We start from the raw sequence: 22,183 nt of genomic DNA on the forward strand, positions 1-22,183 counted from the left end.
TTCCGTGCCGACCCCTACCCCGTCTACGCGATGCTCCGTGCCGAGCGGCCGGTCGTGCGGGTGCGGACGCCGCGCTTCGACTCCTACCTCGTCACCCGCTACGCGGACGCCCGCCAGGCCCTGTCCGACCCGCGGCTGTCCAAGGACCTGTACCGGGCCGGCGACACCTACCTGCAGGTGTTCGGGGAGAAGGCCCGCCAGATCAACACCAACATGCTGAACTCCGACCCCCCGGAGCACACCCGCCTGCGCCGGCTGGTGACGCAGGCCTTCACCCCCCGGCGGATCGAGGCGATGCGCCCCCGGGTCGAGGAGATCGTCGAGCGGCTGCTGGACCGGATGGCGCCGCACGGCCGGACCGAGTTCGTCGACGACTTCGCGCTGCGGCTGCCCCTCTCGGTGATCGGGAGCCTGCTCGGGATCCCCGAGGAGGACCACGAGGAGATCCTGGCCGGCACCCAGGTCATCCGGACGGTGGGCACCGGCGGGCGCAGTCCCCAGGAGGACCGGGCCGCGATCGGCCAGGCCCAGGAGCGCCTGCACGCCTACTTCACCGGCCTGGTCGCGGCCAAGCGCCGCGAGCCCGGTGAGGACCTGGTGAGCGCGCTGATCGCCTCGCGCGACGGTGACGGCCGTCTGTCGGAGGCCGAGCTGGTCTCCACCTGCTTCCTCCTGCTGTTCGCCGGCTACCAGACGACCTCCGACTTCCTCGGCAACGCCGTGGTGGCGCTGCTGACCCACCCCGCGGAGCTGGCCGAGCTGCGCGCCGACCCCGCGCTGCTGCCCGACGCCGTCGAGGAGCTGCTGCGCTTCGACGGCTCGGTCCCGGTGTCGAGCTTCCGGTTCGCCACCGAGGACCTCGAGATCGGCGGCGTCCCGGTCCCGGCGGGCTCCATCGTCACGGTCGTGCTCAGCTCGGCCAACCACGACCCGGAGCTGACCGAGGACCCCGACGACCTCCGGCTCCGGCGCGGGGACACCCCGCACATGGCCTTCGGGCACGGCATCCACTACTGCCTCGGCACCGCCCTGGCGCGGCTCGAGGCGACGACGGCGCTGCGCCGGATCCTCGTCCGCCTGCCCGACCTGCGGCTCGACGTCCCCGTCGAGGAGCTGCAGTGGCTGCCGGCCGCCTCGGCCTTCCGCGGCCTGCTCGAACTCCCGCTCCGCTTCACCCCCACACCCACCTCAGGAGGTACCCCATGACCCAGACCACGCCTCCGGCCACCCCGTCGGCCGACCCCGCGGCCGACCCGTCGACCACGCCCACGGAAGCGCCGTGGGCGAACGACACGGTCGAGTTCACGAACACGTCCTCGTCGCCCCCGAGCTGGGGCTCGAGCACGTGGCGCCCGTTCCGCAACGTCATCGTCTGCCGGATGGCCCCCGGCAGCGAGGACAAGGTGGGACCGGTCTTCGCCTACTACGACCGGACCACCCGGCCGCAGGACCTCGGCGTCGTCGGACGGATCCTGCTGTCGTACGAGGGCCTGTACCTGCACGTCATCGAGCGCAAGGAGGACCCGGAGATCTCGGGGCAGCGCCGCGGCCTGCCGGCGTTCCAGGCGATCGCGGAGGCCATCGCCCCGTACGTGACGCCCTACCCCAGCTACTGGCAGAACCCGTCGCACTCCGTGGCCAAGCAGTTCTACAGCTGGGTCCCCGAGGGCGAGGTCTCCCCCGACCGGGAGATGACCGTGATCGTCCAGCGGATGACGCCGGGCAGCGAGGCCGACATCGCCCGGGTGTTCGCCGAGTCCGATGCCGGCGACCTGCCGAGGGAGACCGGCGTGACCGGCCGCTGGCTGTACTCGATGGAGGACGTCTTCGTGCACCTCCTGGAGCAGGACCGGGTCAAGGCCGCGGCGGTCCGGGAGAACCACGAGTCGATGCGGCCGGCCTTCGGCAAGGTCATGGCGGCCCTCGCCCCCTACGTCAGCCCGTACAAGCCGGAGACGTGGCAGAGCCCGCGCGACTCGGTGGCCCGGGTGTTCCACCGCTGGACGGCTCCGGACTGGAAGCCCGGGGACCCCGAGCCGGTGCAGGCGGAGGAGGAGCCCTCGTCGTGGACGTGACCCTGCGCGGCATCGCGTCGATCACCTACTGGGCCGACGACGTGGCCGCGGCCGCGGACTGGTACACGGAGTTCCTGGGCACCGGGCCGGTCTTCACCCGGCCCGGCCCCGGTGGGCAGCTGGGCTACGCCGCGTTCGCCATCGACGAGGGGACCCGGCTGGCGATCGCCACCAGCGCCACGGCTCCGCCCGGCGCGGCGATGGAGCCGGGCGGAGCGGTCGGGCACTGGACCGTCGACGACCTCGACGCCGTCCTGGCGAAGCTGACGTCCATGGGCGCCAAGGAGTGGATCCCGCCCACGCCCCACGGGCCGGTGGTCAGCGTGGCCGTCGTCGACCCGTTCGGCAACGTCGTCGGCCTCATCTCCCACTCACACCCGGACGCCGACTTCCGGGGCGGCCCACCCGCCCGGACCGGGTGACCTCCGGGCAGTGAGACGCGGCGACCGCCGGGACCCCGGGTCCCGGCGGTCGCCGCCGTGCGCGGAGGACGTCGGCGGTAGCGGCGAGTGACCCCCCGAGCGCGGCCCCCGGCGTGGCGTCGGCCTGTCGCGTCGAGCGGCGCCCCGGATCAGGTCACGAGATTGTCACGGACCGGTCCCGTCCTTACGGTTTCGGCGTCCGGCCGGTCGTCTCGTCCCCGTCCCGGGGACCCGTGCCGGATGCCGCCGAGTCGCACCCTCCACCGTGGGTGCGAGCCGGGGACCCACCTGCACCACCGGGGTGAGTCCCGCTCCCGGCCCTCCGGGAGCGGGTAGGGCACTCCCAGCCCGAACCCGTCAGCTCACCTGGTAGGCGGCCCGGGGAGAACGGAGAACAGCCGCGCCTGGGGCCCGTGCCCCCGCGCGCCCAGGTCCGGGACCGTCGCGCTCCCGCCTGCCACCCACCTGCACACCCAGCCGTCGCACGTGCCTGCAGCCGGATCGCTGGTCCGGCCGGTGCCGCGCGCCCGGCTGCTGATCCCTGCCCACCCAGGCCCCGTGCCGCAGCCCATCCCCGAGCACCGTGGCGCCGTCCGCTGACGGCGCCCGGCGACCGTGCCCTCCAGGAGGACGACTCCATGCACGCACGCACCGACCTCGAGACCACCCCCGGCCACGCGCGTCCGCGCCGCCGCGCCCTGCACCTGCTGACCGCCACGGGGGCCATGACCCTCGCGCTCGCCTTCGGCGGGCAGGCCGTCGCCCAGGCCGACGAACGGGATCCCGGCGACCGCGGCTCCACCGGGCAGTGGGGCGGCGGCTGGGACGGGAACCGGGGCGACGGCCCGTGGGCGCCCGAGGCGGCGGCACCTGCTGCTGCCCCGGCCCCGGCCCCTGCCCCCGCCCCCGCCCCCGCCCCTGCCCCGGCCCCTGCTCCCGCTCCGGCTCCTGCGCCGGCACCTGCGCCCGCCGCCACGGGCGAGCAGGCGTACAAGGCCCACGCACTGGCCGGGCTCGGGGGCGACACCACCCAGTTCGGCTGCCTGGAGCAGCTCTGGGAGGCGGAGAGCGGGTGGAACCCCACCGCGCAGAACCCCACCAGCACCGCGTACGGCATCGCACAGTTCCTCAACGGGACCTGGGCGGGCACCGGCATCGCCAAGACGTCGGACCCCTTCCTGCAGGTCGACGCCGGGCTGATCTACATCGAGAACCGCTACGGCAGCGCCTGCGCGGCCTGGGCCCACTTCCAGGCCAACAACTGGTACTGATCCCCTGACCCCGGGAGCCCCTCCGGTGCCGGAGGGGCTCCCGGGGCCCGGTCAGCCGGCGCGCAGCGCCGGGTAGTCGGTGTAGCCCTCGGCGCCCGGTGCGTAGAACAGGTGCGTCCGGGGCTCGTTCTCCGGGTGCTCGCCGGCCCAGCGCTCGACCAGGTCGGGGTTGGCGATCACCGGCCGGCCCACGGCGACGACGTCGGCGTGCGCGGCCTCGATGAGCGCCACCGCCTCGTCCCGCGTGGTCACCGTGGAGAAGCCGCTGTTGGCCATGAGGTGCGTGCCGGAGCGGCGGCGCAGCTCCTGCACGAGGTCGCCGGCCGGCTCGCGGTGCAGCACGCTCAGGTACGCGAGGCCCAGCGGGCGCAGCCGGTCGAGCAGCGCGCCGTAGGTGGCCAGCACGTCGTCGCGGTCGGGCTCGAGGGCGTCCTGGATGCCGTGCTCCGGCGAGATGCGCAGGCCCACGCGGCCGGCACCGATCGCCTCGGCCACGGCGGTGACGACCTCGGCCGCCAGCCGCGCGCGGTTCTCCGGCGAGCCGCCGTACTCGTCGTCGCGGACGTTGGAGGACGGCGCGAGGAACTCGTGCAGCAGGTAGCCGTTGGCGCCGTGGATCTCCACGCCGTCCAGGCCGGCCTCGACGGCCCGCTCGGCGGCGCGGCGGAAGTCGGCGACGACGTCGCGGACCTCCTCGGTGGTCAGCGCGTGCGGCACCGGGTAGGGGTGCTTGCCGGTCGACGTGCGGGCCACGCCGTCGATGGCGATCGCGCTGGGGGCGACGACGCGGCGTCCGCCGTTGGTGTCGGGGTGGGTGACCCGCCCGCCGTGCATGACCTGCATGACGATCCGGCCGCCGCGGGCGTGCACCGCCTCGGCGACGCGGCGCCAGCCGGCCACCTGCTCGTCGGTGACGACGCCGGGCTGGCCGACGAAGGCCTGCGACTCGTGGTTCGGATAGGTGCCCTCGGTGACGATCAGGCCGATCGAGGCGCGCTGCGCGTAGTGGTCGACGACGAGGTCACCGGGGACGCCGGAGTCGCCGGAGCGCATGCGGGTCAGCGGCGCCATGGCCACGCGGTTGGCGAGATCGAGGTCGCCGAGGGTCACGGGGGAGAACAGGTCCACGTCCGAGTGCGACACCGCGGGGAGCCGGTCCATTCCGCGGTGCGGGCGGCGTCACAGGCGGCACGGCCACCCGGCACCATGGCCCGGTGAGCTCCCTGAGCGCTGCCGTCGCGGGCTGGTCCCCGGCCCCGGTCACCGACGCGGCGGTCGTCCTGCCCGGGCCCGCGACCGCCTTCGCCGCCCTCCTCGACCGGCCCGCGCCGCCCCTCGCCGACGGGGACCCGCTGCCGCCGGGCTGGCACGTGTTCACCTTCCTCGACTCCCCGGCCACCGCGGAACTCGGCGAGGACGGGCACCCCCGCGACGGGCACTTCCTCCCGCCGCTGCCGCACCGGCGCCGGATGATCGCCGGCGGCCGGCTGGAGGTCACCGCGCCGCTGCGGGTGGGGTCGCCCGTCGAGCGGACGTCGTCGCTGGCCGGCTGCGAGGTCAAGGCCGGCCGCAGCGGCGAGATGCTGCTGGTGACGGTGCGCAGCGAGTACCGGGAGGACGGCGCGCTGCGCGTCACCGAGGAGCAGGACGTCGTCTACCGCTCGCAGGAGGCCGGGTCCTCACCGGCGCCGGCCGGGGCGGGGGCGCCGGCCGGCGTCCCGGACGCGGGCCCCGCCGTGGAGGTGCTGCCCGACCCGGCCCTGCTGTTCCGCTTCAGCGCGCTCACCTACAACGCGCACCGCATCCACTACGACCAGCCGTACGCCACGGGCGTCGAGGGCCACCCCGGGCTGGTGGTGCACGGGCCGCTGCTCGCGCTGCTGCTGCTCGAGGTGCCGCGCCGGTCCGCACCAGCCCGGTCCGTCACCTCCTTCGCCCACCGGCTGACCCGGCCGGCGTACGCGGGCACGCCGGTGCGCGCGACCGGCCGGTTCGACGGCGACCGCGTCGACCTGACCGCCGCGGCGGCCGGGCAGCCGGCGTCGGTCACCGGGACCGCGGTGCTGGGGGCTGCCCGGTGACCGCGCTGAGCGCCGAGGAGCGCGACGTCGTCGGCACGGTGCGCACCTTCGTCGAGCGCGAGGTGCGACCGGTGGTGCGCGAGCTGGAGCACGCGGACACCTACCCCGAGGCGCTGATCGGGCGGATGAAGGAGCTCGGCGTCTTCGGGCTGGCGGTGCCGGAGCCGTGGGGCGAGGCGCCGGTGTCGATGCCCTGCTACGCGATGGTCACCGCGGAGCTGGCGCGCGGCTGGATGTCGCTGGCCGGGGCGATGGGCGGGCACACCGTCGTCGCCAAGCTGCTGGTGGCGTTCGGGACCCCGGAGCAGCAGGACCGCTGGCTGCCGCGCATGGCCACCGGGGAGGTGCGGGCGACGATGGCGCTGACCGAGCCCGGCGGCGGGTCGGACCTGCAGGCGATGCGGACGGTCGCACGGCGGGACGGGGACGGGTACGTCGTGGACGGCGCGAAGACGTGGATCACCAACGCGCGCCGGTCGCAGCTGATCGCGCTGCTGTGCAAGACCGACCCGGACGCGCAGCCGCGGCACCGCGGGATCTCCGTGCTCCTGGTGGAGCACGGGCCGGGTCTGGGCGTCTCCCGGGACCTGCCCAAGCTCGGCTACAAGGGCGTGGAGAGCTGCGAGCTGGTCTTCGACGGGTACCGGGTGCCGGCCGACGCCGTCCTCGGCGGCGTCGAGGGCCGGGGGTTCGCGCAGATGATGACCGGCCTGGAGACCGGCCGGATCCAGGTGGCCGCCCGCGCGCTCGGCGTCGGGCAGGCCGCCTTCGACGACGCGCTGCGCTACGCCCAGGACCGCGAGAGCTTCGGCAGGCCGATCTGGCAGCACCAGGCGGTGGGCAACCTGCTCGCCGACATGGCCACCTCGCTCACCGCCGCGCGGCAGCTGGTCCTGTACGCCGCCGAGCGGTACGAGACCGGGCAGCGGTGTGACCTGGAGGCCGGGATGGCGAAGCTGTTCGCCTCGGAGACGGCGATGAAGGTGGCCCTGGACGCCATCCGGGTGCACGGCGGGCACGGCTACTCCACCGAGTTCGACGTCGAGCGCTACTTCCGCGACGCCCCGCTGATGATCGTCGGCGAGGGCACCAACGAGATCCAGCGCGACGTCATCGCCCGCCAGCTGGTCGCCCGGGGTGGTCTGGACTGACGCGACGGGACGCTGCACGTCCGGATGCGCCTGGACGCCGAGGAGGATGCGGCCCTCCTCGCCGGCATCGACGCGGGAATCGAGCGCACGGCCCGCCGCGAGCGGGCCGCGGCGAAGCGCGAGGCGGCGGAACGGGACGGTGCGGCCTCTCCGGTGGACGAGCCGGTGGACGACCTCGACGAGGTGGCGCCGGCCCGCGAACGGACGGCCGAGCACCGGTGCGCCGCGGCCGTCCGGCTCGCCGCGGCCCTGCCGGAGGTCGACCGGAGGGCCGGCGACCCGCCGCGGCGCGAGGTGGTCGTGCACGTCGACGCCGCGGTCCTCGCCGACGCCGCCGCCGGCCGGGCCCATCTGGAGGGTGGCCCGCCGCTGCACGCCACCCGGGTCCGGCGGATGCCCTGCGAGGCCACGGTGGTGACGATGCTGCCGCGCCGCCGCGAGCCGCTGCCCGTGGGCCGGGCCCGGCGCTTCGCCACCCGGGCGCAGCGGTGGGCCCTGTTCCGGCGCGACGGTGGCTGTGCCCGCCCGGGCTGCCCCGCGCGGCGGATCGGGCGCCTGCACGCCCACCACCTGCGGCACTGGCTGCACGGCGGCGCCACCGACGTCGGCAACACGGTGCTGCTCTGCGACGCCGGCCACGGTCCGGCCCACGACCTCGACCCGGGCATGACCCGGCGGGCGGGCGAACTCGTCGCCGTCACGCCCGACGGGCGCCGGGTGTGGGGCCGGGTGGACGTCGCCTCCGCGACCGGTGCCGACGATCCCGGCAGCTCACCGGTGCGGCACCGACCCGACGCCGGCGACCCGTCCTCGGTCACCCGGCTGCTGTTCCCCGACCGGGCACCCGACCTGCCCGGCACGCGGGCCGTCGGGGGCGGGCCGATGAGCCTGGCCCACGTCGTCGGGGTCCTCCTCGGCAACCGCGACCTCGAGCGCCGGCTGCGGGCCGAGAACGCCGGAGGGCTGTCGGCCGCGGCCTGACCCCGTGGCCCGACCCCGGGGGCGTTCCCGGGCAACGCGCACGCGGAGGGCGGTCCCGGCCGGAGCCGGGACCGCCCTGGCGGGACTCGACGGGGTCCTGCGGGTCAGGCCACCGCGCGGCGGCGGGTGACGACGGCCCCGGCGACCAGGCTGACGACGACCCACCCGGTCAGGACCAGCACCGACTGGGTCACGGCCTGCCCCTGCGACAGGGCGAGCACCGCCTCGGCCGGGTCCGCCTTCGAGCCGACCTCCGGCTGGAAGGTCCGGACGATCGGCAGGACGCCGAGGACCAGCAGGTAGAGCGTGGTCATCGCGGCCGGCGTGTTGGCCAGCGCGGCCCCGACGCCGGCGCCGGTCACGGCGAACACCGCACCGGCGGCGACGAACACCCCGACGGCGCGTCCGGCGCCGTCCCAGGAGGCGCCGTCGGCCAGACCGGCCAGCACGGCCACGGTCAGCGCCGCGGCGACGGCTGCGGCGACCGCGCCGAGCAGCGCGACGGCGACCGCCTTGGCCGCCAGCACCCGGCCGCGGCGGGGAACGAGCAGGTGGGTCGTCTGCACGGTGCGGTGGCTCCACTCGCCGGCGGTCGCCAGCACGCCCAGCGACAGCAGCACCAGGCCGGTGAGCACGCCCATGACGCCGAGCGGCCCGGTGACCGAGCCGAGGGTCTCGTCGCTGGCGGCCGCGACGACCGCGGTGGCGGCCGGCGCCAGCAGCATCCCGCCGACGGCGAGCGAGCGGCCCGAGCGGGTGGACAGGGACTTGCGCACCTCGATGCCCACGAGGGCGGCCGGCGACGGCCCGCCGGCACGCACCGGAGGACGGACGGCGGGGACGGCGGAGGAGGAGGGGCCGGAGGAGGGGGCGGAGGAGGAGGCGGAGGAGGCGGCGGCGGCGGTGGTGGAGGTGCTGGTGGTCATGACGGATCTCCGATGAGGGGAGGAGGGATCAGGCGGTGAGCTGGAAGAACAGGTCCTCGATGCCGCGGCGGACCGGGCGCAGGTCGGTGAGCACGTGGCCGCCGGCCGCGGCGACCGCGCCGACGTCGCCGGGCTCGGCGCCGGGCACGACCAGCGCGCCGTCGGCCCCGTGTTGCACGTGGAACCCCGCCGTCTCCAGCGCCCGGCTCAGCGCCGCCGGGTCGGCGGCGTGCACGGCCGTGCCCTCGCTGCCGAGCAGGTCGCTGACCGGCCCGTCGGCGACGATCCGGCCGGCGCCGATGACGAGCAGCCGGTCGACGGTCGACTCGACCTCGCCCAGCAGGTGCGAGGACAGCAGCACGGTGCCGCCGCGGGCCGCGTGGCCGCGCAGCAGGTCGCGCATCCACCGGATGCCCTCGGGGTCCAGGCCGTTGGCCGGCTCGTCGAACACCAGCACGGGCGGGTCGGCCAGCAGCGCGCCGGCGATGCCCAGGCGCTGCCGCATGCCGAGGGAGTAGCCGCCGATGCGGCGACCGGCGGCGTCGGGAAGCCCGACCAGCTCGAGCACCTCGTCGGCCCGGGCGGCGGGCACCCCGACGGTGGCGGCCATCAGCCGCAGGTGGGTCCGTCCGGTCCGTCCGGGGTGGACGGCGGAGGCGTCGAGCAGGGTGCCGACGACGGCGGCCGGGTTGGCCAGCGCGTCGTAGGGCCGCCCGTCGATGCGGGTGCTGCCGGCGGTGGCCGCCACGAGCCCGGTCATCATCCGGAGCGTGGTGCTCTTGCCGGCGCCGTTGGGTCCGAGGAACCCGGTCACGGTGCCGGGCTCGAGGACGAAGGACACGTCGTCGACGACGGTCCGGGAGCCGTACTGCTTGGTCAGTCCGCTGACCTCGATCACGGGGACCTCCTGCGGGTCTCGACCGGGCGGTCCGGTCACGACGACGAGAGTGGCCGCCCCGGCACCCCGCCCGCGTCGGCCGCGGGGCTCGACCTGCGGCGACGAGCGGGCGATCCCGTGTCATCCGGAAGAGGACGTCGGACCGCGACCGACGGGCGACCCGCGACGGCTCCCGCCCGCCCTACGCTGCCGGGCCATGGGGCTCCGGGAGCGGATCTGGCCGGGCCTGCGCGCGCGGAGCATCGGGTTCGAGGTCCTGATCGCGCTGCTGAGCACCGCGACCGTCGTGGTCGGGGTCGTGAGCCCGGAGGCCCGCCTGGCGCCGGACGCCGTCCTCGTCGTCGGCGGCCTGCTGCTGGTCGCGACCCTGCTCCTCTTCCGGCGGTCGGCGCCGGTGGTGCCGTTCGTCGTCAGCGCCGCCCTCGGGATGCTGGTCCCCGCGCTCACCGTCGGCCTGCTGCTCACCGCCTACGCGGTCGGCCGCTACGAGGGCCGGTGGCCGGTGCGCATCGCGGCGGGCGTGCTCGGGACCGTCGCGCTCGTCCAGCCCTGGGCCATCGGCACCGCCAACGAGGCGGTGGGCGCCCTCGGCGGGGTGGCCATCGCCCTCGTCCTGCCCGCGGCGCTCGGGATCTGGCAGCGGACCCGCGCCCTGCTGCTCGCCGCGCTGCGCGAGCGGGCCGTGCGCGCGGAGGCCGAGCGGGAGCTGCTGGCGCGCAGCGCCGTCGTCTCCGAGCGCACCCGGATCGCCCGCGAGATGCACGACGCCGTCGGGCACCGGGTGAGCCTCATGGTGCTGCAGGCCGGCGCCATCGAGGTGGCCGCCGGGGACGCGGAGCGGGTGGAGCTGCTGGCCGGCCAGGTGCAGACCGCGGGGCGGCAGGCGCTGGAGGAGCTGCGGCAGATGGTCGGCGTGCTGCGCGCGGAGGAGGTCGACGAGGCCGCGCCGCTGGGCCCGCAGCCAGGGCTGGCCGACCTGCCACGGCTGGTCGGGTCCGCGCGCGAGGCCGGGATGGTCGTCACCTGGACCGGGCCCGCGGAGGGGACCGCGCCGGTCGACCCCGTCGTCGGCCGGGCGGCGTACCGCATCGTGCAGGAGGCGCTGACCAACGCCGGCCGGCACGCCCCTGACGCGCCGGTCCGCGTGGGCGTCGAGCGGCGGCCCGGGGAGCTGTGCGTCCGGGTGGTCAACGGCCCACCGGCCCGCACCCCGACCGCCGTCCCCGGTGGCGGCTTCGGCCTCGTGGGGCTGGCCGAGCGGGTCCGCACCCTCGGCGGGCGGCTCACCGCCGAACCGCGGCTCGACGGCGGCTTCGGCGTCGAGGCGGTGCTGCCGGCGTGAGCGGGCAGGACGGCACGCGGCGGATCCGGGTGCTGCTGGTCGACGACGAGGAGCTGGTCCGCTTCGGCCTGCGCACCGTGTTGGAGGCGGCCGGCGACATCGACGTCGTCGGGGAGGCCGGCGACGGCGCCGCGGGGGTGGCCGCGGCCCGCGAGCTGCGGCCCGACGTGGTGCTCACCGACGTCCGCATGCCCGGCGTGGACGGCCTGACCGCCACCCGCGAGATCCTCGCGCTGCCCGACCCGCCGCAGGTCGCCGTCCTGACCACCTTCCACGTCGACGAGTACGTCTACGCCGCGCTGGCCGCCGGGGCGGCCGGCTTCCTGCTCAAGGACACCCCGCCCCGGCAGATCGCGGCCGCCGTGCGCGCCGTGGCCGACGGGACCGCGACCCTCTCCCCCGCCGTCACCGCCGGGCTGATCGCCTCCTACGTCGACAGCCGGGCCACCCCGCGCCGGGCCGAGGCGCTGCACCGGGTGGCCGCGCTCTCCGACCGCGAGCGCGAGGTGCTCACCCTGCTCGGCAGCGGCGGGTCCAACGCCGAGCTCGCCGGCCGGCTGTTCGTCAGCGAGGCCACCGTGAAGACCTACGTCTCGCGGCTGCTCACCAAGCTCGACCTCGCCAACCGCACGCAGGCGGCGATCCTCGCGCACGAGGCCGGCCTGCTCGACGGCTGAGCACCCGCGTCAGCGGGACAGCAGCCGGCGGGTCTGGCGGGCGCGGGCCACGAGCGACCCGTCGACGGCGCGCACCTCGGCGTCGTCGACCGCGACGTCGCCGTCGGCCCAGGTGGTCACCTGGTCGATGCGCACCCAGGCCCCGGTCTCCGGCGGCGGGCCGGCCAGGTGCGCGGTGAGCTCGACGGTCGGCATCGCCGCCGGCGCGGTGCGGACGGCGAACAGCGACGGCGGCAGCGCGTCGAGCAGGACGCCGAGCTGCACCAGCGGCGCGAGGTCGCCGTCGATGCGCACCCACGCCGACAGCCGTGGCTCGGGGCCCCCGGCCAGCGGGCGCGAGGAGCCCAGCGCGCGGATCTCGGTGTGGTCGGCGATGGGCACCAGCTCCCGCGGGAGCTCGAACGGCACGCCGTCGCGGACCCCGGGCCCGGGCGCCGGGACCGGGAACTCGCCGACCGGGGACGCCGGGCGGGCCAGCGTCAGCACCTGGGCGACGGCGAGCACCCGCCCGTGCTGGGCCATGGTGGCCCGGACGCTCCCGGTGGTCCCGGCCCGGTCGGCGACGGCGTCGACCGCCGTCTCCACCCCCGGTTCGACGCCGGCGAGCAGGTGCGCGGTGACGGCGCGCGGGGCGGCGCCGGCCAGGTCCGCGGCGGCGGCCACCAGGTGCCCGACCACCAGCCCGCCCTGCACGTGCGTGAACGACCGCCAGCTCGGGTCGAAGACCAGCGCGGTCGTGACGGCGGGGTCCACGGCTGCGGTGGTCACGACAGCGCCGGGTACAGCGCCGCGTCGTCGAGGTCGACGGCGTCCGGGCCCCGGTCTACCCCGATGACCGGGGCGGTGGTGGCGACGTCCACGGGTTCCTCCTCCCGACCCGGTTGGACGGTCCAACCGAGTCGGGAGCACCGTACCCCGATGTCAGTAGGATGCTCAAACCGACGAGTCGGTGTCCTCCAGGGCGAACGAACCGGTCCGCACCTCGCCGACCCGCCGGTGCGCGGTCATCACCGCACCGGTGGAGGTCTGGACCGAGGAGACCAGCTCCCAGGTGCGCGGCGCGGCGCCGCCCTCGAACAACCGCTTGCCCTGCCCGAGCACGACGGGGAAGACGACGGTGCGCAGTTCGTCGACCAGGTCCTCGGCGAGCAGCGTCTGCACCAGCCCGACCGACCCGTGCACCTGCAGCTCGCCGCCGTCGGCGGCCGTGAGCCCCCGGACGGCGGCCGGCACGTCCGCGCCCAGCAGCCGGGCCGAGCTCCAGTCCAGGGACGTCAGCGTCCGCGAGGCGACGTGCTTGGTCTTCGTCTGCAGCGCCTGCGCGACCGGGTCGCCGGTGGCGTCCACGTGCGGCCAGTGCGCGGCGAAGATCTCGTAGGTCGTCCGGCCGAGCAGGAAGTCCTCGGCGCCGCGGAACCAGGCGTCCATCTGCTGCCCGAACGCCTCGTCGGCGAAGGGCACGAGCCAGCCTCCGTACGGGAAGCCGCCGGAGGGGTCCTCCTGCGGACCGCCCGGGGCCTGGGCGACGCCGTCGAGGGTCAGGAACGTGGTGACGGTGAGCGGGCGCATCGGTCTCTCCTGGCGGCAGGCGGTGTCGGTGTCGGTGTGTCGGTGTCGGGGTGGAGACGGCGGACGGCCTCCCGACTCATCGGTCCGGGTGAGTCGCCGGGAGGTCCGCTCCAGTCGTGCACGACCGGTGTCGAAGGAGCACCGACATCCCTCACGGACGAGGAGCACCCCGATGGCCCGACAGCGCACGGAGGCCGAGCAGCAGATCGCCGAGCTGCTGCGGACGGCCCGGAAGTCGCTGCACATGAGCGTGGCGTTCCTCAGCCGCCTGGACGGCACCACGCAGCACCTCGAGGTGGTCGACACCCGGGTGCCGCTGCTGGTGCAGGAGAAGAACAAGCAGGTCCAGGAGACCTCGTTCTGCCAGGCCATCCTCGACGGGCGGCTGCCCGCGGTCATCGACGACGTGACCCGCCACCCGGTGGCGATGTCGCTGCCCTCGGCCCGCATCCCGCGCATCCGCAGCTACGTCTCGACGCCGGTCACGCTCTCCGACGGCAGCCTCTACGGCACCTTCTGCGCGTTCGGGTTCACCTCCGACAAGGAGCTGTCCGGCCGCGACGAGGCGCTCATGAAGGTCCTCGCCTCGGCGGCCTCGGTGATCATCGAGCCGGAGGTCCGCGCGCAGCAGCGGCGCGACGACATCGACGGCCGCCTCGACCCGCTGGTGGCCGCCGGCGGCCCGAGCGTCGTCCTGCAGCCGATCGTCGACCTGGCCACCGGCGCCCGCGTGGGCGCCGAGGCGCTCAGCCGCTTCCCGCGCGAGTGGGGCAAGGGCCCCGACGTCGTCTTCGAGGAGGCACACAGCATCGGCCGCGGCCACGAGATGGAGCTGCTGGCCCTCCGCGGCGCGGCCGCGCTCCTGGACCGGGTCAGCGGCTACGTGGCGATGAACGTCTCCCCGCAGACCCTGCTCACGCCCGCCTTCCCCGCCCTGCTCGCCGACCTGCCGCTGGACCGCGTCCTGCTCGAGCTCTCCGAGCACGACCCGGTCGAGGACTACGACGCGCTCACCACCACGCTGATGCCCTTCCGCGCGGCGGGGCTGCGGCTGGCCATCGACGACGTCGGCGCCGGCTTCTCCTCGCTGCGGCACATCGTGGTGACCGACCCCGACGTCATCAAGATGGACCGCAGCATCGTCAGCGGCCTGCACGTGGACCCGGTGCTGTCCAAGCTCGTGGAGGCGCTGGTCGTCTTCGGGCACGGCTGCGGTGTGAAGGTCGTCGCCGAGGGCATCGAGACCGCCGACGAGGCGACCCGGCTGCGCGACCTCGGCGTCGACCTCGGCCAGGGCTGGTACTTCGGCCGTCCCGGACCGCCGGAGGCGCTCACCTCCGTCGCGCCGTCCCGGACCGCGGTGCGCCAGCCGGCCTGACCGTCACCCCCCGGCCGGCCGCCGGAGCAGGAAGACGGCGTGGTCGGGCGGGTCGACCGGGTTGTCCGGCGTCAGCGGGCCCGCCGCGACCCGCGTGAACCCGGCCTTCTCCAGGGCCCGCCAGGACGCGACGTTGCCGGCCGCCACCGGCACCAGGACGGCGTCGGCCTCCGGGTACGCCGCCCAGCTCTCCGCCACGAACGCGGCCAGCATCGCCGCGCCCGCCCCCCCGCCGCGGACGTCGGGCTCCCCGATCAGGTAGTCGATCGAGAGCGCCCGCGGCGGGACGTCGACCACCGGCGCGAGCTCCTCGACGTACTCGGGGAAGTCGGCGATCCGGTAGCGCTGCACCAGCCCGAACGGCCGGCCGCCGGTCAGCGCCAGCAGCACCTCGGCGGGGTCGGTACCGTCGATGCACGGGCCGAAGTCGGCCTCCAGCGCCTCGGGCGTCGTCTCGTGCGCCCACCACCGCGCCACCAGCGGCTCGGTGAGCCAGCGCTGCAGCAGCGGCAGGTCCGCGCGGGTCAGCGGGCGGAAGGTGACCGGCCCGTCGAGCACACCGCCACGCTAACCCCGCCCGCACGCCGGAGAGGGCCGTTCCCGCCACTCGGACCCACCCCGTCGGGGTACACGCCCTCGAGCCGGGACCTCCCGGTGTCGATGAGGAGGGGGACGGCAGTCCTCCCGAGGAGACCCACGGTGCACGCATCACGACGGACGTCCCCACCCGGGCGCCCCCAGCGCGGGGCCACCGTGTCCGTGACGGCCCCCGCGCTCGACGGCCTGTCCCGGGCCACCGTGGAGGCGACGGCCGCCCTGGTGCTCGTCTGCGACGGCGGCGGGCGGGTCCTGCTGGCCAACCCGGCGCTGCAGCGGTTCACCGGACGCACCCGCGAGGAACTGGTCGGCGCTCGCTTCTGGGAGGTCGTGACCCTCCCCGAGGAGGTCGAGCTCGCCCGCGCCGCGGTGGCGATGGTCCTGTCCGGCCGTCCGGCCATCCCCGGGGAGGTCGACTGGCTCACCGGGGACGGCGACCGGCGGCGGATCGAGCTGCAGACCAGCGTCCTGACCCGCGACGACGGCACTCCCTACGCCGTGGCCTTCATCGGCATCGACGTCACCGCGCACCGCGAGCGGGAGGCCCGGGTGCGCCGGCAGGCGGTCACCGACCCGCTCACCGGCCTGGCCAACCGCAGCGCCCTGTTCGCCGTCCTCGCCGCCCGCCTGCACGTGGAGACCGGCGACGGCTGCGGACTGCTGTTCTGCGACCTCGACGGGTTCAAGGAGGTCAACGACCGCTACGGGCACGCCGCCGGCGACCGGCTGCTCGTGGCCGTCGCCGGACGCCTGCGCGAGATCGCCGGACCCGACGACGTCGTGGCCCGCCTGGGCGGTGACGAGTTCGTGCTCGTCACGCGCGGGACCGACCCCGGCGCCCTGGGGGCACGGGCGCGGCGGCTCGAGGCGGTCCTGGCCGCGCCGTTCGACGTCGTCGGTTCCGCGTCTGGAGACGGCGACGAGGTGCGGATCGGCGCGAGCACCGGGACGGCCGTCGGGAGCCCCGGCGAGGACCCCGACACCGTGATGACGCGGGCCGACATGGCCATGTACGGGGTGAAGAGCCTCCGCCGCGTCCACCGGGGAGCAGCGGCCCCGCCGTCCTGACCGGGTGCGGGAACAGCCCGGCCCGCGACGGTGCTGTCCGCGGACATGCCGAAGACCTGGTTCATCACCGGCGCCTCCCGCGGCTTCGGCCGCGAGTGGGCGATCGCCGCCCTCGAGCGCGGGGACTCCGTCGCCGCCACCGCCCGTGACACCGCCACCCTCGACGACCTCGTGCAGCGCTTCGGGGACGCCGTCCTGCCGCTGCAGCTCGACGTCACCGACCGCGCGGCCGACGTCGCCGCCGTCCAGCGGGCCGCCGAGCGGTTCGGCCGGCTCGACGTCGTCGTCAACAACGCCGGCTACGGCCAGTTCGGGATGATCGAGGAGATCTCCGAGGACGAGGCCCGCGCGCAGTTCGAGACCAACCTCTTCGGCGCGCTGTGGATCACCCAGGCCGCGCTGCCGGTCATGCGGGCGCAGGGCTCGGGCCACGTCCTGCAGATCTCGTCGATCGGCGGCATCAGCGCCTTCCCGAACATCGGGATCTACAACGCGTCCAAGTGGGCGCTGGAGGGCATGAGCCAGGCGCTCGCCCAGGAGGTCGCCGGCTTCGGCATCCGGGTCACGATCGTCGAGCCGGCCGGCTACTCCACCGACTGGGGCGGCGCCTCGGCGAAGCACGCGGCGGAGCACCCGGCCTACGACGACTTCCGCGTCCGGGCCGCCGAGCAGCGGGCCCGGCGGATGGCCAGCCCCGGCGACCCGACGGCCACCCGCGACGCCCTGCTGCAGCTCGTCGACGCCGAGGAGCCGCCGCTGCGCGTCTTCCTCGGCGACGGACCGCTGGCCATCGCCACCCGCGACTACGAGTCCCGGCTGGCCACCTGGCGGGAGTGGGAGCCGCTGTCGGTGGCCGCGCACGGCCGGCGCGACTGACGTCCCGGGCCGGGGTCGGCGCGCCCTAGGGTGCCGGGCGTGCCGACCGCCTCCGCCCGCGACGTCCTGGCCGCCCGGATCACCGCCCAGCAGCTGGACCGGGAGTCCGGGACCGTGGCCGACACCGCCGTCCTCGACCTCGGCGTGCAGGACACCGGCCCCGACGGCGGGCTGTGGGCGCTGGCGATCCGCGGCGTCGTCCCCGAGCCCGGGGAGCTGACCACGGTCTGGACGCTGCGCGGCGCCCCGCACCTCTACCGCCGCGCCGACCTGCCCGCCGTCGCCACCGCCACCGCGCCGTTCTCCGAGGCCGACGCGGCCAAGCGGATCTTCGACGCGGCCCGGCCGCTCAAGGCCGCGGACGTCCCGGTGCTCACCGCGCTGGACACGATCGCCGGGCGGATGCGGGAGATCGTCACCGCGCCGATGGTCAAGGGCGAGACGTCGCGGCGGCTGTCGGACGCCCTGATGACCGACGGCGGGCCGGAGCCCTACAACCGGTTCTGCGTGCCCTGCGACGCCGTCCACGTGTGGGAGCAGCCCTTCCGGCTGGCGGCGCTGCGCGCGGGGCTGGAACTGCAGCCGGGCACCTCGCCGCCGGTGCTGCAGCCGGTGCCCGGGTTCGCGCCGGCGGAGACGGTACCCGGCCGGCTCGACGTCGTCCGGGCGTACCTGCACCTGCTCGGTCCGGCCACGCCCCAGCACGTGGCCGGGTACCTCGACGCGCCGGTCACGGAGGTCACGGCGCACTGGCCCGAGGACGCCGTCGAGGTGACCGTCGAGGGGCAGCGACGCTGGCTGCTGGCCGAGGACGCCGGCCGGCTGGGCGCCGCGGCGCCGCCGGTCACCCGGCTGCTCGGCCCGTTCGACCTGTTCCTGCAGGGCCGCGACCGCGAGACGATCGCCGACCCCGCCCGCCGCAAGGAGCTGTGGCCGGTGCTCGGGCGGCCGGGCGCCGTCCTCGCCGGCGGCGCGATCGCCGGGGTGTGGCGCCCGCGCAAGGCCGGCTCGTCGCTGACGGTCGCCGTCGAGCCGTGGCAGCCGTTCTCCCCCGCCGTCCGAGCCGCCGTGCAGGAGCAGGCCGAGCGGCTGGCCGCCTTCCGCGGCGTCCGCCTCAAGGCCGTCGACGTCGCCTGACGGGGCCTTCGTAGCGATGGAGGCCCGCTAGGCGGCGAGGAGGTCCCCGGCGGAGTCGCCGGCGGCGACGAGTCCGGCGTAGCGGCCACCGCGGGCCACGAGCTCGGCGTGCGTGCCGGACTCGACCACCCGGCCGTCGTCGAGGACGGCGATCCGGTCGGCGTGGCGCACCGTGGACAGCCGGTGGGCGATGGTGATCGTCGTCCGGCCGCGGCGGGCCTCGTCCAGCGCCGCCTGCACGGCCCGCTCGGTGGCGGTGTCCAGCGCGCTGGTGGCCTCGTCGAGCACCAGCACCCGCGGGTCGCGCAACAGCGTGCGGGCGATCGCCAGCCGCTGCTTCTCCCCGCCGGAGAACCGGTGCCCGCGGGCGCCGACGACGGTGTCGTAGCCGTCGGGCAGCGCCGCGATCACCTCGTGCACCTGCGCCCGGCGGGCGGCGGCCTCGATCTCGGCGTCGGTGGCCCCGGGCCGGGCGTGCCGCAGGTTCTCCCGCACGGTGGCGTGCAGCAGGTAGGTCTCCTGCGCCACGACGCCGACCACCCGGGCGAGCGTGGCCAGCCGCAGGTCGCGCAGGTCGACGCCGTCGATCGTCACCCGGCCGGCGGTGGGGTCTGCCAGGCGGGCGACCAGCGAGGCCATCGTCGACTTGCCCGAGCCGGTCCGCCCCACCAGGGCCAGCGTCGTCCCGGCGGGCACGGTCACGTCGACGCCGGTCAGCGCCGGGCGGGCGCCGTCGGGGTAGGAGAAGTCGACGTGCTCGAAGCGGACCTCGCCGCGCACCGAGGCCGGGTCGAGCTCCACCGGCTCGGCCGGGTCGTCGACCTCCACCGGCAGGTCGAGGTACTCGAACACGCGGCTGAACAGCGCCATCGAGCTGGTCACCGAGACGCCGACGTCGAGCAGGCCCATGAGCGGGCGGAACAGCGTGCCCTGCAGCGCGGTGAACGCGACCAGCGTGCCGATGGTCATGCCGCCGGAGGTCGCGGGCAGTCCGGCGAACAGGTAGATCAGCGCGGGGATGCCGGCGAAGACGACGCTCATCGAGGCCATCCGCCAGCGGCCGGCCAGCTGTGAGCGGACCTCCAGGCCCACCAGGTCCTCCGACGTCGCGGCGAACCGCCGGGACGCGGCCGGCCCGGCGCCGAGGGTCTTGCCGAGCAGCACGCCGCTGACCGAGAGCCCCTCCTCGACCTGGCCGTGCAGGTCGGCGAGGTGCCGCTGGCGCTCCGCGGTGACCGCGCGGCGCATCCGCGCGACCTTGCGGGTCAGCGCGATCGCCGGCGGCAGCACGATCAGCGAGAGCAGGGACAGCCGCCAGGACAGCGCCACCATCGCGACCACGGTGCCGACGACGGTCGTGGCGTTGGACGCCAGCGACGTCGCCGTCGAGGTGACCACCGACTGCATGCCGCCGATGTCGTGGGTGAGCCGCGACTGCACCTCGCCCCCGCGGGTGCGGGTGAAGAAGCCCAGCGACTGTCGCTGCAGGTGCGTGAACACCGCGGTCCGCAGGCCGTGCATCACCCGCTGGCCGACCGTGGTGGACAGCCAGGTCTGCAGCACGCCGAGGACGGCGGTCACCCCGGTGACGGCGACCATCGCGGCGACCGCCCACACGAGCAGCCGCACGTCCTGGCGGGGCAGGGCCTCGTCGATGACCAGCCGGACGAGGAACGGCGTCGCCAGCGCGACGGTCGAGGACGCGGCGATGAGCGCCACCACGGTCCCGACCTGCCAGCGGTACGGGCGGAACAACGCCGTCACCCGGCGCAGGGAGACCGGCGCGCGGTCCAGCTGCGCCCGGTCGGCGGGGTCGACGGTCCGCCCGGACCCGCCCCGTGGGGAGCCGCTCCCGCGGCCCCGGGCCATCTCGCTGATGGCGACCACCTCCTGACTTTGCTGAGGTCACCTCACGGTGTGGCAACCACAGTATCGCCGCTACCATTCCCCCGTGGGAGACGACGACGGCGCGGAGATCGCCGAGCTGGTCATGCGCGTCGCCCGGACCCAGCGCCGGCGGTGGGGGGACGTCCTCGCCCCGTGGGCGCTGTCACCGCACCAGGCCCGCGCGCTGCGGGTCGTGGTCTCCCGGGAGGACGCGCGGCCGTCCGACCTCGCCGAGGCGCTGCACATCGCGCCCCGGTCGGCCACCGAGGTCGCCGACGCGCTGCAGGAGCGGGGGCTGGTGGAGCGCAGCCCCGACCCGACCGACCGGCGGGCGGTGCTGCTGCGGGCCACCGACGAGGGACGGCGGGTGCAGGCCGAAGTCGACGCCGCGCGCCGTGCCGACACCCGCGACCTGTTCGCCCGGCTGCCGGCCGCCGACCGCGCCGAGCTCGCCCGCCTGCTCCGCGCCCTGCTGGACTGACGCGTCCACCGGTCGGCGGACCCCACGGGGGAGGCCGTGGTGCCACGATGCTGGGCATGAACGAGCCGGTGCGCACCGAGGAGCTCCGCGTCTCCGACGTCGAGCGGAAGGTCGTCCAGGACCGGCTGCACCGCGCGGTCGGCGCCGGCCAGCTCGACCTGCACGAGTTCGACGAGCGGGTGCAGGCGGTGTGGGCCGCCCGCACCCGCGGCGAGCTCGACCGCGTCACCCGCGACCTGCCCGAGCCGCCGGCCGCCCCGCCCCCGCCACCGCCCGTGCCGCGGCACCGCGTCTTCTCCGACACCGGCGGCGGGACGGCGATGCGGGTGCTCACCACCGTGTGGGCCGCCGCGGTGGCGGTGAACGTCGTCGTCTGGCTGCTGGTGTCGCTCGGCAGCGGCGACCCGGCCTACCCGTGGTTCATCTGGTTCGCGCCGTCGGGCGCGGTCCTCGCCGTCCTGTACGCCACCGGGATCGGCCGCCCCCGCTAGTCCGGCGGTCGCGCCGACCGGCGGCTCCGGCGGGTCTTGGCCCCGTACATCGCCCGGTCGGCGCGGGTGATCACCTCGTCCGGGGTCTGGCCGGGCCGGCCGACGGCACTGCCGATGCTCATCCCGACGGCCACCGGTCCGGCGGTGGTGGGCACCGGCGCGCCGACCCGCTCGTGCACCGCGGCGGCGAGCTCGGCGAGGACGGGATCGTCGCACCCGGGGCAGAGGACCACGAACTCGTCCCCGCCGAAGCGGGCGACCAGGCGGTCCGGCCCGGCCAGCGCCCGCAGCCGGGCCGCGACCTCGACCAGCACGGCGTCACCGACCGCGTGCCCGTGCACGTCGTTGACGCCCTTGAACCCGTCGAGGTCGCAGAACAGCACCCCGCACGGCGGCCCGGCCGCCGGGCCGAGGTGGGCGGCCAGCTCCTCGAAGAAGGTGCCCCGGTTGGGGATCCCGGTGAGCCGGTCGGTGCGCGCCCGCTCCGAGAGCTGCGCCTCGCGCCGCCGCTGGTCGGTGACGTCGATGCCCACGCAGGCGACGGCGTAGGGGCGCCCGCCGGGATCGGTCAGCACGTTGTTCTGCATGGAGATCAGGCGCCGGCCACCGTCGGCGGTCAGCCAGTCCCCCTCCTGCGGGTGGGCCCGCCCGGTGGCGACGGCCCGGGCGACGGCGTCCAGCGCCAGCTCCCGGTGCTCCGGGACGACGTAGACGTCGACGAACAGGCGCCCGCGGAGCTGGTCGGACGTGCGCCCGGTGAACCGCTGCAGCGCCGGGTTGGCCAGCAGGACGCGCCCGTCCCCGTCGACGACGCAGACGAGGGCGTCGGTGCCCTCGACGAACTCGAGCGCCAGCCGGCCGTCCACCTAGCCCAG

23 protein-coding genes and 1 riboswitch are annotated in these 22,183 nt (G+C 76.0%); of the genes, 15 read left to right on the top strand and 8 right to left on the bottom strand.

Annotated features, from left to right (window positions below):
• From HLV61_RS15910 to HLV61_RS15925, 4 genes are all read left to right on the top strand, one after another.
• Positions 1-1,206: cytochrome P450 family protein (locus HLV61_RS15910; protein ID WP_369257118.1), on the top strand; the 1,206-nt coding region annotated here is incomplete at its 5' end.
• Complete coding sequence (locus tag HLV61_RS15915) at positions 1,203-2,075, top strand: TcmI family type II polyketide cyclase (RefSeq protein ID WP_369257120.1); 873 nt, start codon at positions 1,203-1,205, stop codon at positions 2,073-2,075. The genes HLV61_RS15910 and HLV61_RS15915, both read left to right, overlap by 4 nt.
• Positions 2,066-2,497 carry a VOC family protein gene (locus HLV61_RS15920; protein ID WP_369257122.1) on the top strand — a complete coding sequence of 144 codons (432 nt, stop codon included), beginning with the start codon at positions 2,066-2,068 and terminating at the stop codon, positions 2,495-2,497. Before HLV61_RS15915 ends, HLV61_RS15920 begins: the two co-directional genes overlap by 10 nt.
• Positions 2,498-2,731: 234 nt before the next feature.
• Positions 2,732-2,888, top strand: a riboswitch (cyclic di-AMP (ydaO/yuaA leader).
• Between the two features lie 247 nt (positions 2,889-3,135).
• Positions 3,136-3,768, top strand: a complete 633-nt coding sequence (locus HLV61_RS15925; protein WP_369257124.1) for a transglycosylase SLT domain-containing protein — start codon at positions 3,136-3,138, stop codon at positions 3,766-3,768.
• 51 nt (positions 3,769-3,819) lie between these two features.
• Here the strand turns inward: HLV61_RS15925 and HLV61_RS15930 are convergent, their stop codons facing one another.
• Complete coding sequence (locus tag HLV61_RS15930) at positions 3,820-4,911, bottom strand: alkene reductase (protein ID WP_369257126.1); 1,092 nt, start codon at positions 4,909-4,911, stop codon at positions 3,820-3,822.
• Positions 4,912-4,982: 71 nt separating this feature from the next.
• Here HLV61_RS15930 and HLV61_RS15935 point away from each other — a divergent pair, with 71 nt between their 5' ends.
• The 3 genes from HLV61_RS15935 to HLV61_RS15945 are packed head-to-tail and all read left to right on the top strand — an operon-like array spanning position 4,983 to position 7,981.
• The gene (locus HLV61_RS15935) at positions 4,983-5,849 is read left to right on the top strand and encodes a hypothetical protein (protein ID WP_369257128.1); all 867 of its coding nucleotides are present in this window, start codon (positions 4,983-4,985) and stop codon (positions 5,847-5,849) included.
• Entirely contained in the window at positions 5,846-7,000 is a 1,155-nt protein-coding gene (locus tag HLV61_RS15940) for an acyl-CoA dehydrogenase family protein (protein WP_369257130.1), read from the top strand. Before HLV61_RS15935 ends, HLV61_RS15940 begins: the two co-directional genes overlap by 4 nt.
• Positions 7,001-7,024: 24 nt before the next feature.
• Positions 7,025-7,981 (top strand): HNH endonuclease signature motif containing protein, encoded by a 957-nt coding sequence (locus tag HLV61_RS15945; RefSeq protein WP_369257132.1) that lies wholly within the window; start codon positions 7,025-7,027, stop codon positions 7,979-7,981.
• A 104-nt stretch (positions 7,982-8,085) separates the two neighbouring features.
• Here the strand turns inward: HLV61_RS15945 and HLV61_RS15950 are convergent, their stop codons facing one another.
• Positions 8,086-8,907 (bottom strand): hypothetical protein, encoded by an 822-nt coding sequence (locus HLV61_RS15950; RefSeq protein WP_369257134.1) that lies wholly within the window; start codon positions 8,905-8,907, stop codon positions 8,086-8,088.
• A 28-nt stretch (positions 8,908-8,935) separates the two neighbouring features.
• Positions 8,936-9,805, bottom strand: a complete 870-nt coding sequence (locus tag HLV61_RS15955; RefSeq protein WP_369257136.1) for an ABC transporter ATP-binding protein — start codon at positions 9,803-9,805, stop codon at positions 8,936-8,938.
• A gap of 196 nt (positions 9,806-10,001) precedes the next feature.
• Between HLV61_RS15955 and HLV61_RS15960 the strand changes: the two genes are divergently transcribed.
• The gene (locus HLV61_RS15960) at positions 10,002-11,147 is read left to right on the top strand and encodes a sensor histidine kinase (protein WP_369257138.1); all 1,146 of its coding nucleotides are present in this window, start codon (positions 10,002-10,004) and stop codon (positions 11,145-11,147) included.
• Entirely contained in the window at positions 11,144-11,824 is a 681-nt protein-coding gene (locus HLV61_RS15965; RefSeq protein WP_369257139.1) for a response regulator transcription factor, read from the top strand. Before HLV61_RS15960 ends, HLV61_RS15965 begins: the two co-directional genes overlap by 4 nt.
• A 9-nt stretch (positions 11,825-11,833) precedes the next feature.
• On the opposite strand, the gene HLV61_RS15970 is transcribed toward HLV61_RS15965, so the two are convergent.
• Positions 11,834-12,592 carry a thioesterase family protein gene (locus HLV61_RS15970; protein ID WP_369257141.1) on the bottom strand — a complete coding sequence of 253 codons (759 nt, stop codon included), beginning with the start codon at positions 12,590-12,592 and terminating at the stop codon, positions 11,834-11,836.
• A gap of 165 nt (positions 12,593-12,757) precedes the next feature.
• The gene (locus HLV61_RS15975; protein WP_369257143.1) at positions 12,758-13,393 is read right to left on the bottom strand and encodes a dihydrofolate reductase family protein; all 636 of its coding nucleotides are present in this window, start codon (positions 13,391-13,393) and stop codon (positions 12,758-12,760) included.
• A 172-nt stretch (positions 13,394-13,565) separates the two neighbouring features.
• Between HLV61_RS15975 and HLV61_RS15980 the strand changes: the two genes are divergently transcribed.
• Entirely contained in the window at positions 13,566-14,771 is a 1,206-nt protein-coding gene (locus HLV61_RS15980; protein WP_369257145.1) for an EAL domain-containing protein, read from the top strand.
• Between the two features lie 3 nt (positions 14,772-14,774).
• On the opposite strand, the gene HLV61_RS15985 is transcribed toward HLV61_RS15980, so the two are convergent.
• Entirely contained in the window at positions 14,775-15,329 is a 555-nt protein-coding gene (locus tag HLV61_RS15985; protein WP_369257147.1) for a GNAT family N-acetyltransferase, read from the bottom strand.
• 201 nt (positions 15,330-15,530) lie between these two features.
• Between HLV61_RS15985 and HLV61_RS15990 the strand changes: the two genes are divergently transcribed.
• Genes HLV61_RS15990 through HLV61_RS16000 form a run of 3 tightly spaced genes read left to right on the top strand, consistent with a single transcriptional unit; the run spans position 15,531 to position 18,449 of the window.
• The gene (locus tag HLV61_RS15990) at positions 15,531-16,436 is read left to right on the top strand and encodes a diguanylate cyclase domain-containing protein (protein ID WP_369257149.1); all 906 of its coding nucleotides are present in this window, start codon (positions 15,531-15,533) and stop codon (positions 16,434-16,436) included.
• A gap of 45 nt (positions 16,437-16,481) precedes the next feature.
• On the top strand, positions 16,482-17,312 hold the full coding sequence (locus HLV61_RS15995) for an SDR family oxidoreductase (RefSeq protein WP_369257151.1): 831 nt from the start codon (positions 16,482-16,484) through the stop codon (positions 17,310-17,312).
• 39 nt (positions 17,313-17,351) lie between these two features.
• Positions 17,352-18,449 carry a winged helix DNA-binding domain-containing protein gene (locus HLV61_RS16000; RefSeq protein ID WP_369257153.1) on the top strand — a complete coding sequence of 366 codons (1,098 nt, stop codon included), beginning with the start codon at positions 17,352-17,354 and terminating at the stop codon, positions 18,447-18,449.
• A gap of 27 nt (positions 18,450-18,476) precedes the next feature.
• Here HLV61_RS16000 and HLV61_RS16005 read toward each other — a convergent pair whose 3' ends face one another.
• The gene (locus HLV61_RS16005; protein ID WP_369257155.1) at positions 18,477-20,336 is read right to left on the bottom strand and encodes an ABC transporter ATP-binding protein; all 1,860 of its coding nucleotides are present in this window, start codon (positions 20,334-20,336) and stop codon (positions 18,477-18,479) included.
• Between the two features lie 64 nt (positions 20,337-20,400).
• Here HLV61_RS16005 and HLV61_RS16010 point away from each other — a divergent pair, with 64 nt between their 5' ends.
• Positions 20,401-20,817: a MarR family winged helix-turn-helix transcriptional regulator gene (locus HLV61_RS16010; protein ID WP_369257157.1), complete on the top strand. Its 417-nt coding sequence runs from the start codon at positions 20,401-20,403 to the stop codon at positions 20,815-20,817.
• Between the two features lie 56 nt (positions 20,818-20,873).
• Complete coding sequence (locus HLV61_RS16015; RefSeq protein WP_369257159.1) at positions 20,874-21,308, top strand: DUF1707 SHOCT-like domain-containing protein; 435 nt, start codon at positions 20,874-20,876, stop codon at positions 21,306-21,308.
• Here the strand turns inward: HLV61_RS16015 and HLV61_RS16020 are convergent.
• Positions 21,305-22,174, bottom strand: coding sequence for a GGDEF domain-containing protein (locus tag HLV61_RS16020; protein ID WP_369257161.1), 870 nt, complete (start codon positions 22,172-22,174; stop codon positions 21,305-21,307). The two genes, HLV61_RS16015 and HLV61_RS16020, sit on opposite strands and share 4 nt — an antisense overlap.
• Between the last annotated feature and the right edge of the window lie 9 nt (positions 22,175-22,183).

Source organism: Geodermatophilus amargosae (genome assembly GCF_041028265.1).
In the GTDB taxonomy this organism is placed as follows: domain Bacteria; phylum Actinomycetota; class Actinomycetes; order Mycobacteriales; family Geodermatophilaceae; genus Geodermatophilus; species Geodermatophilus amargosae_A.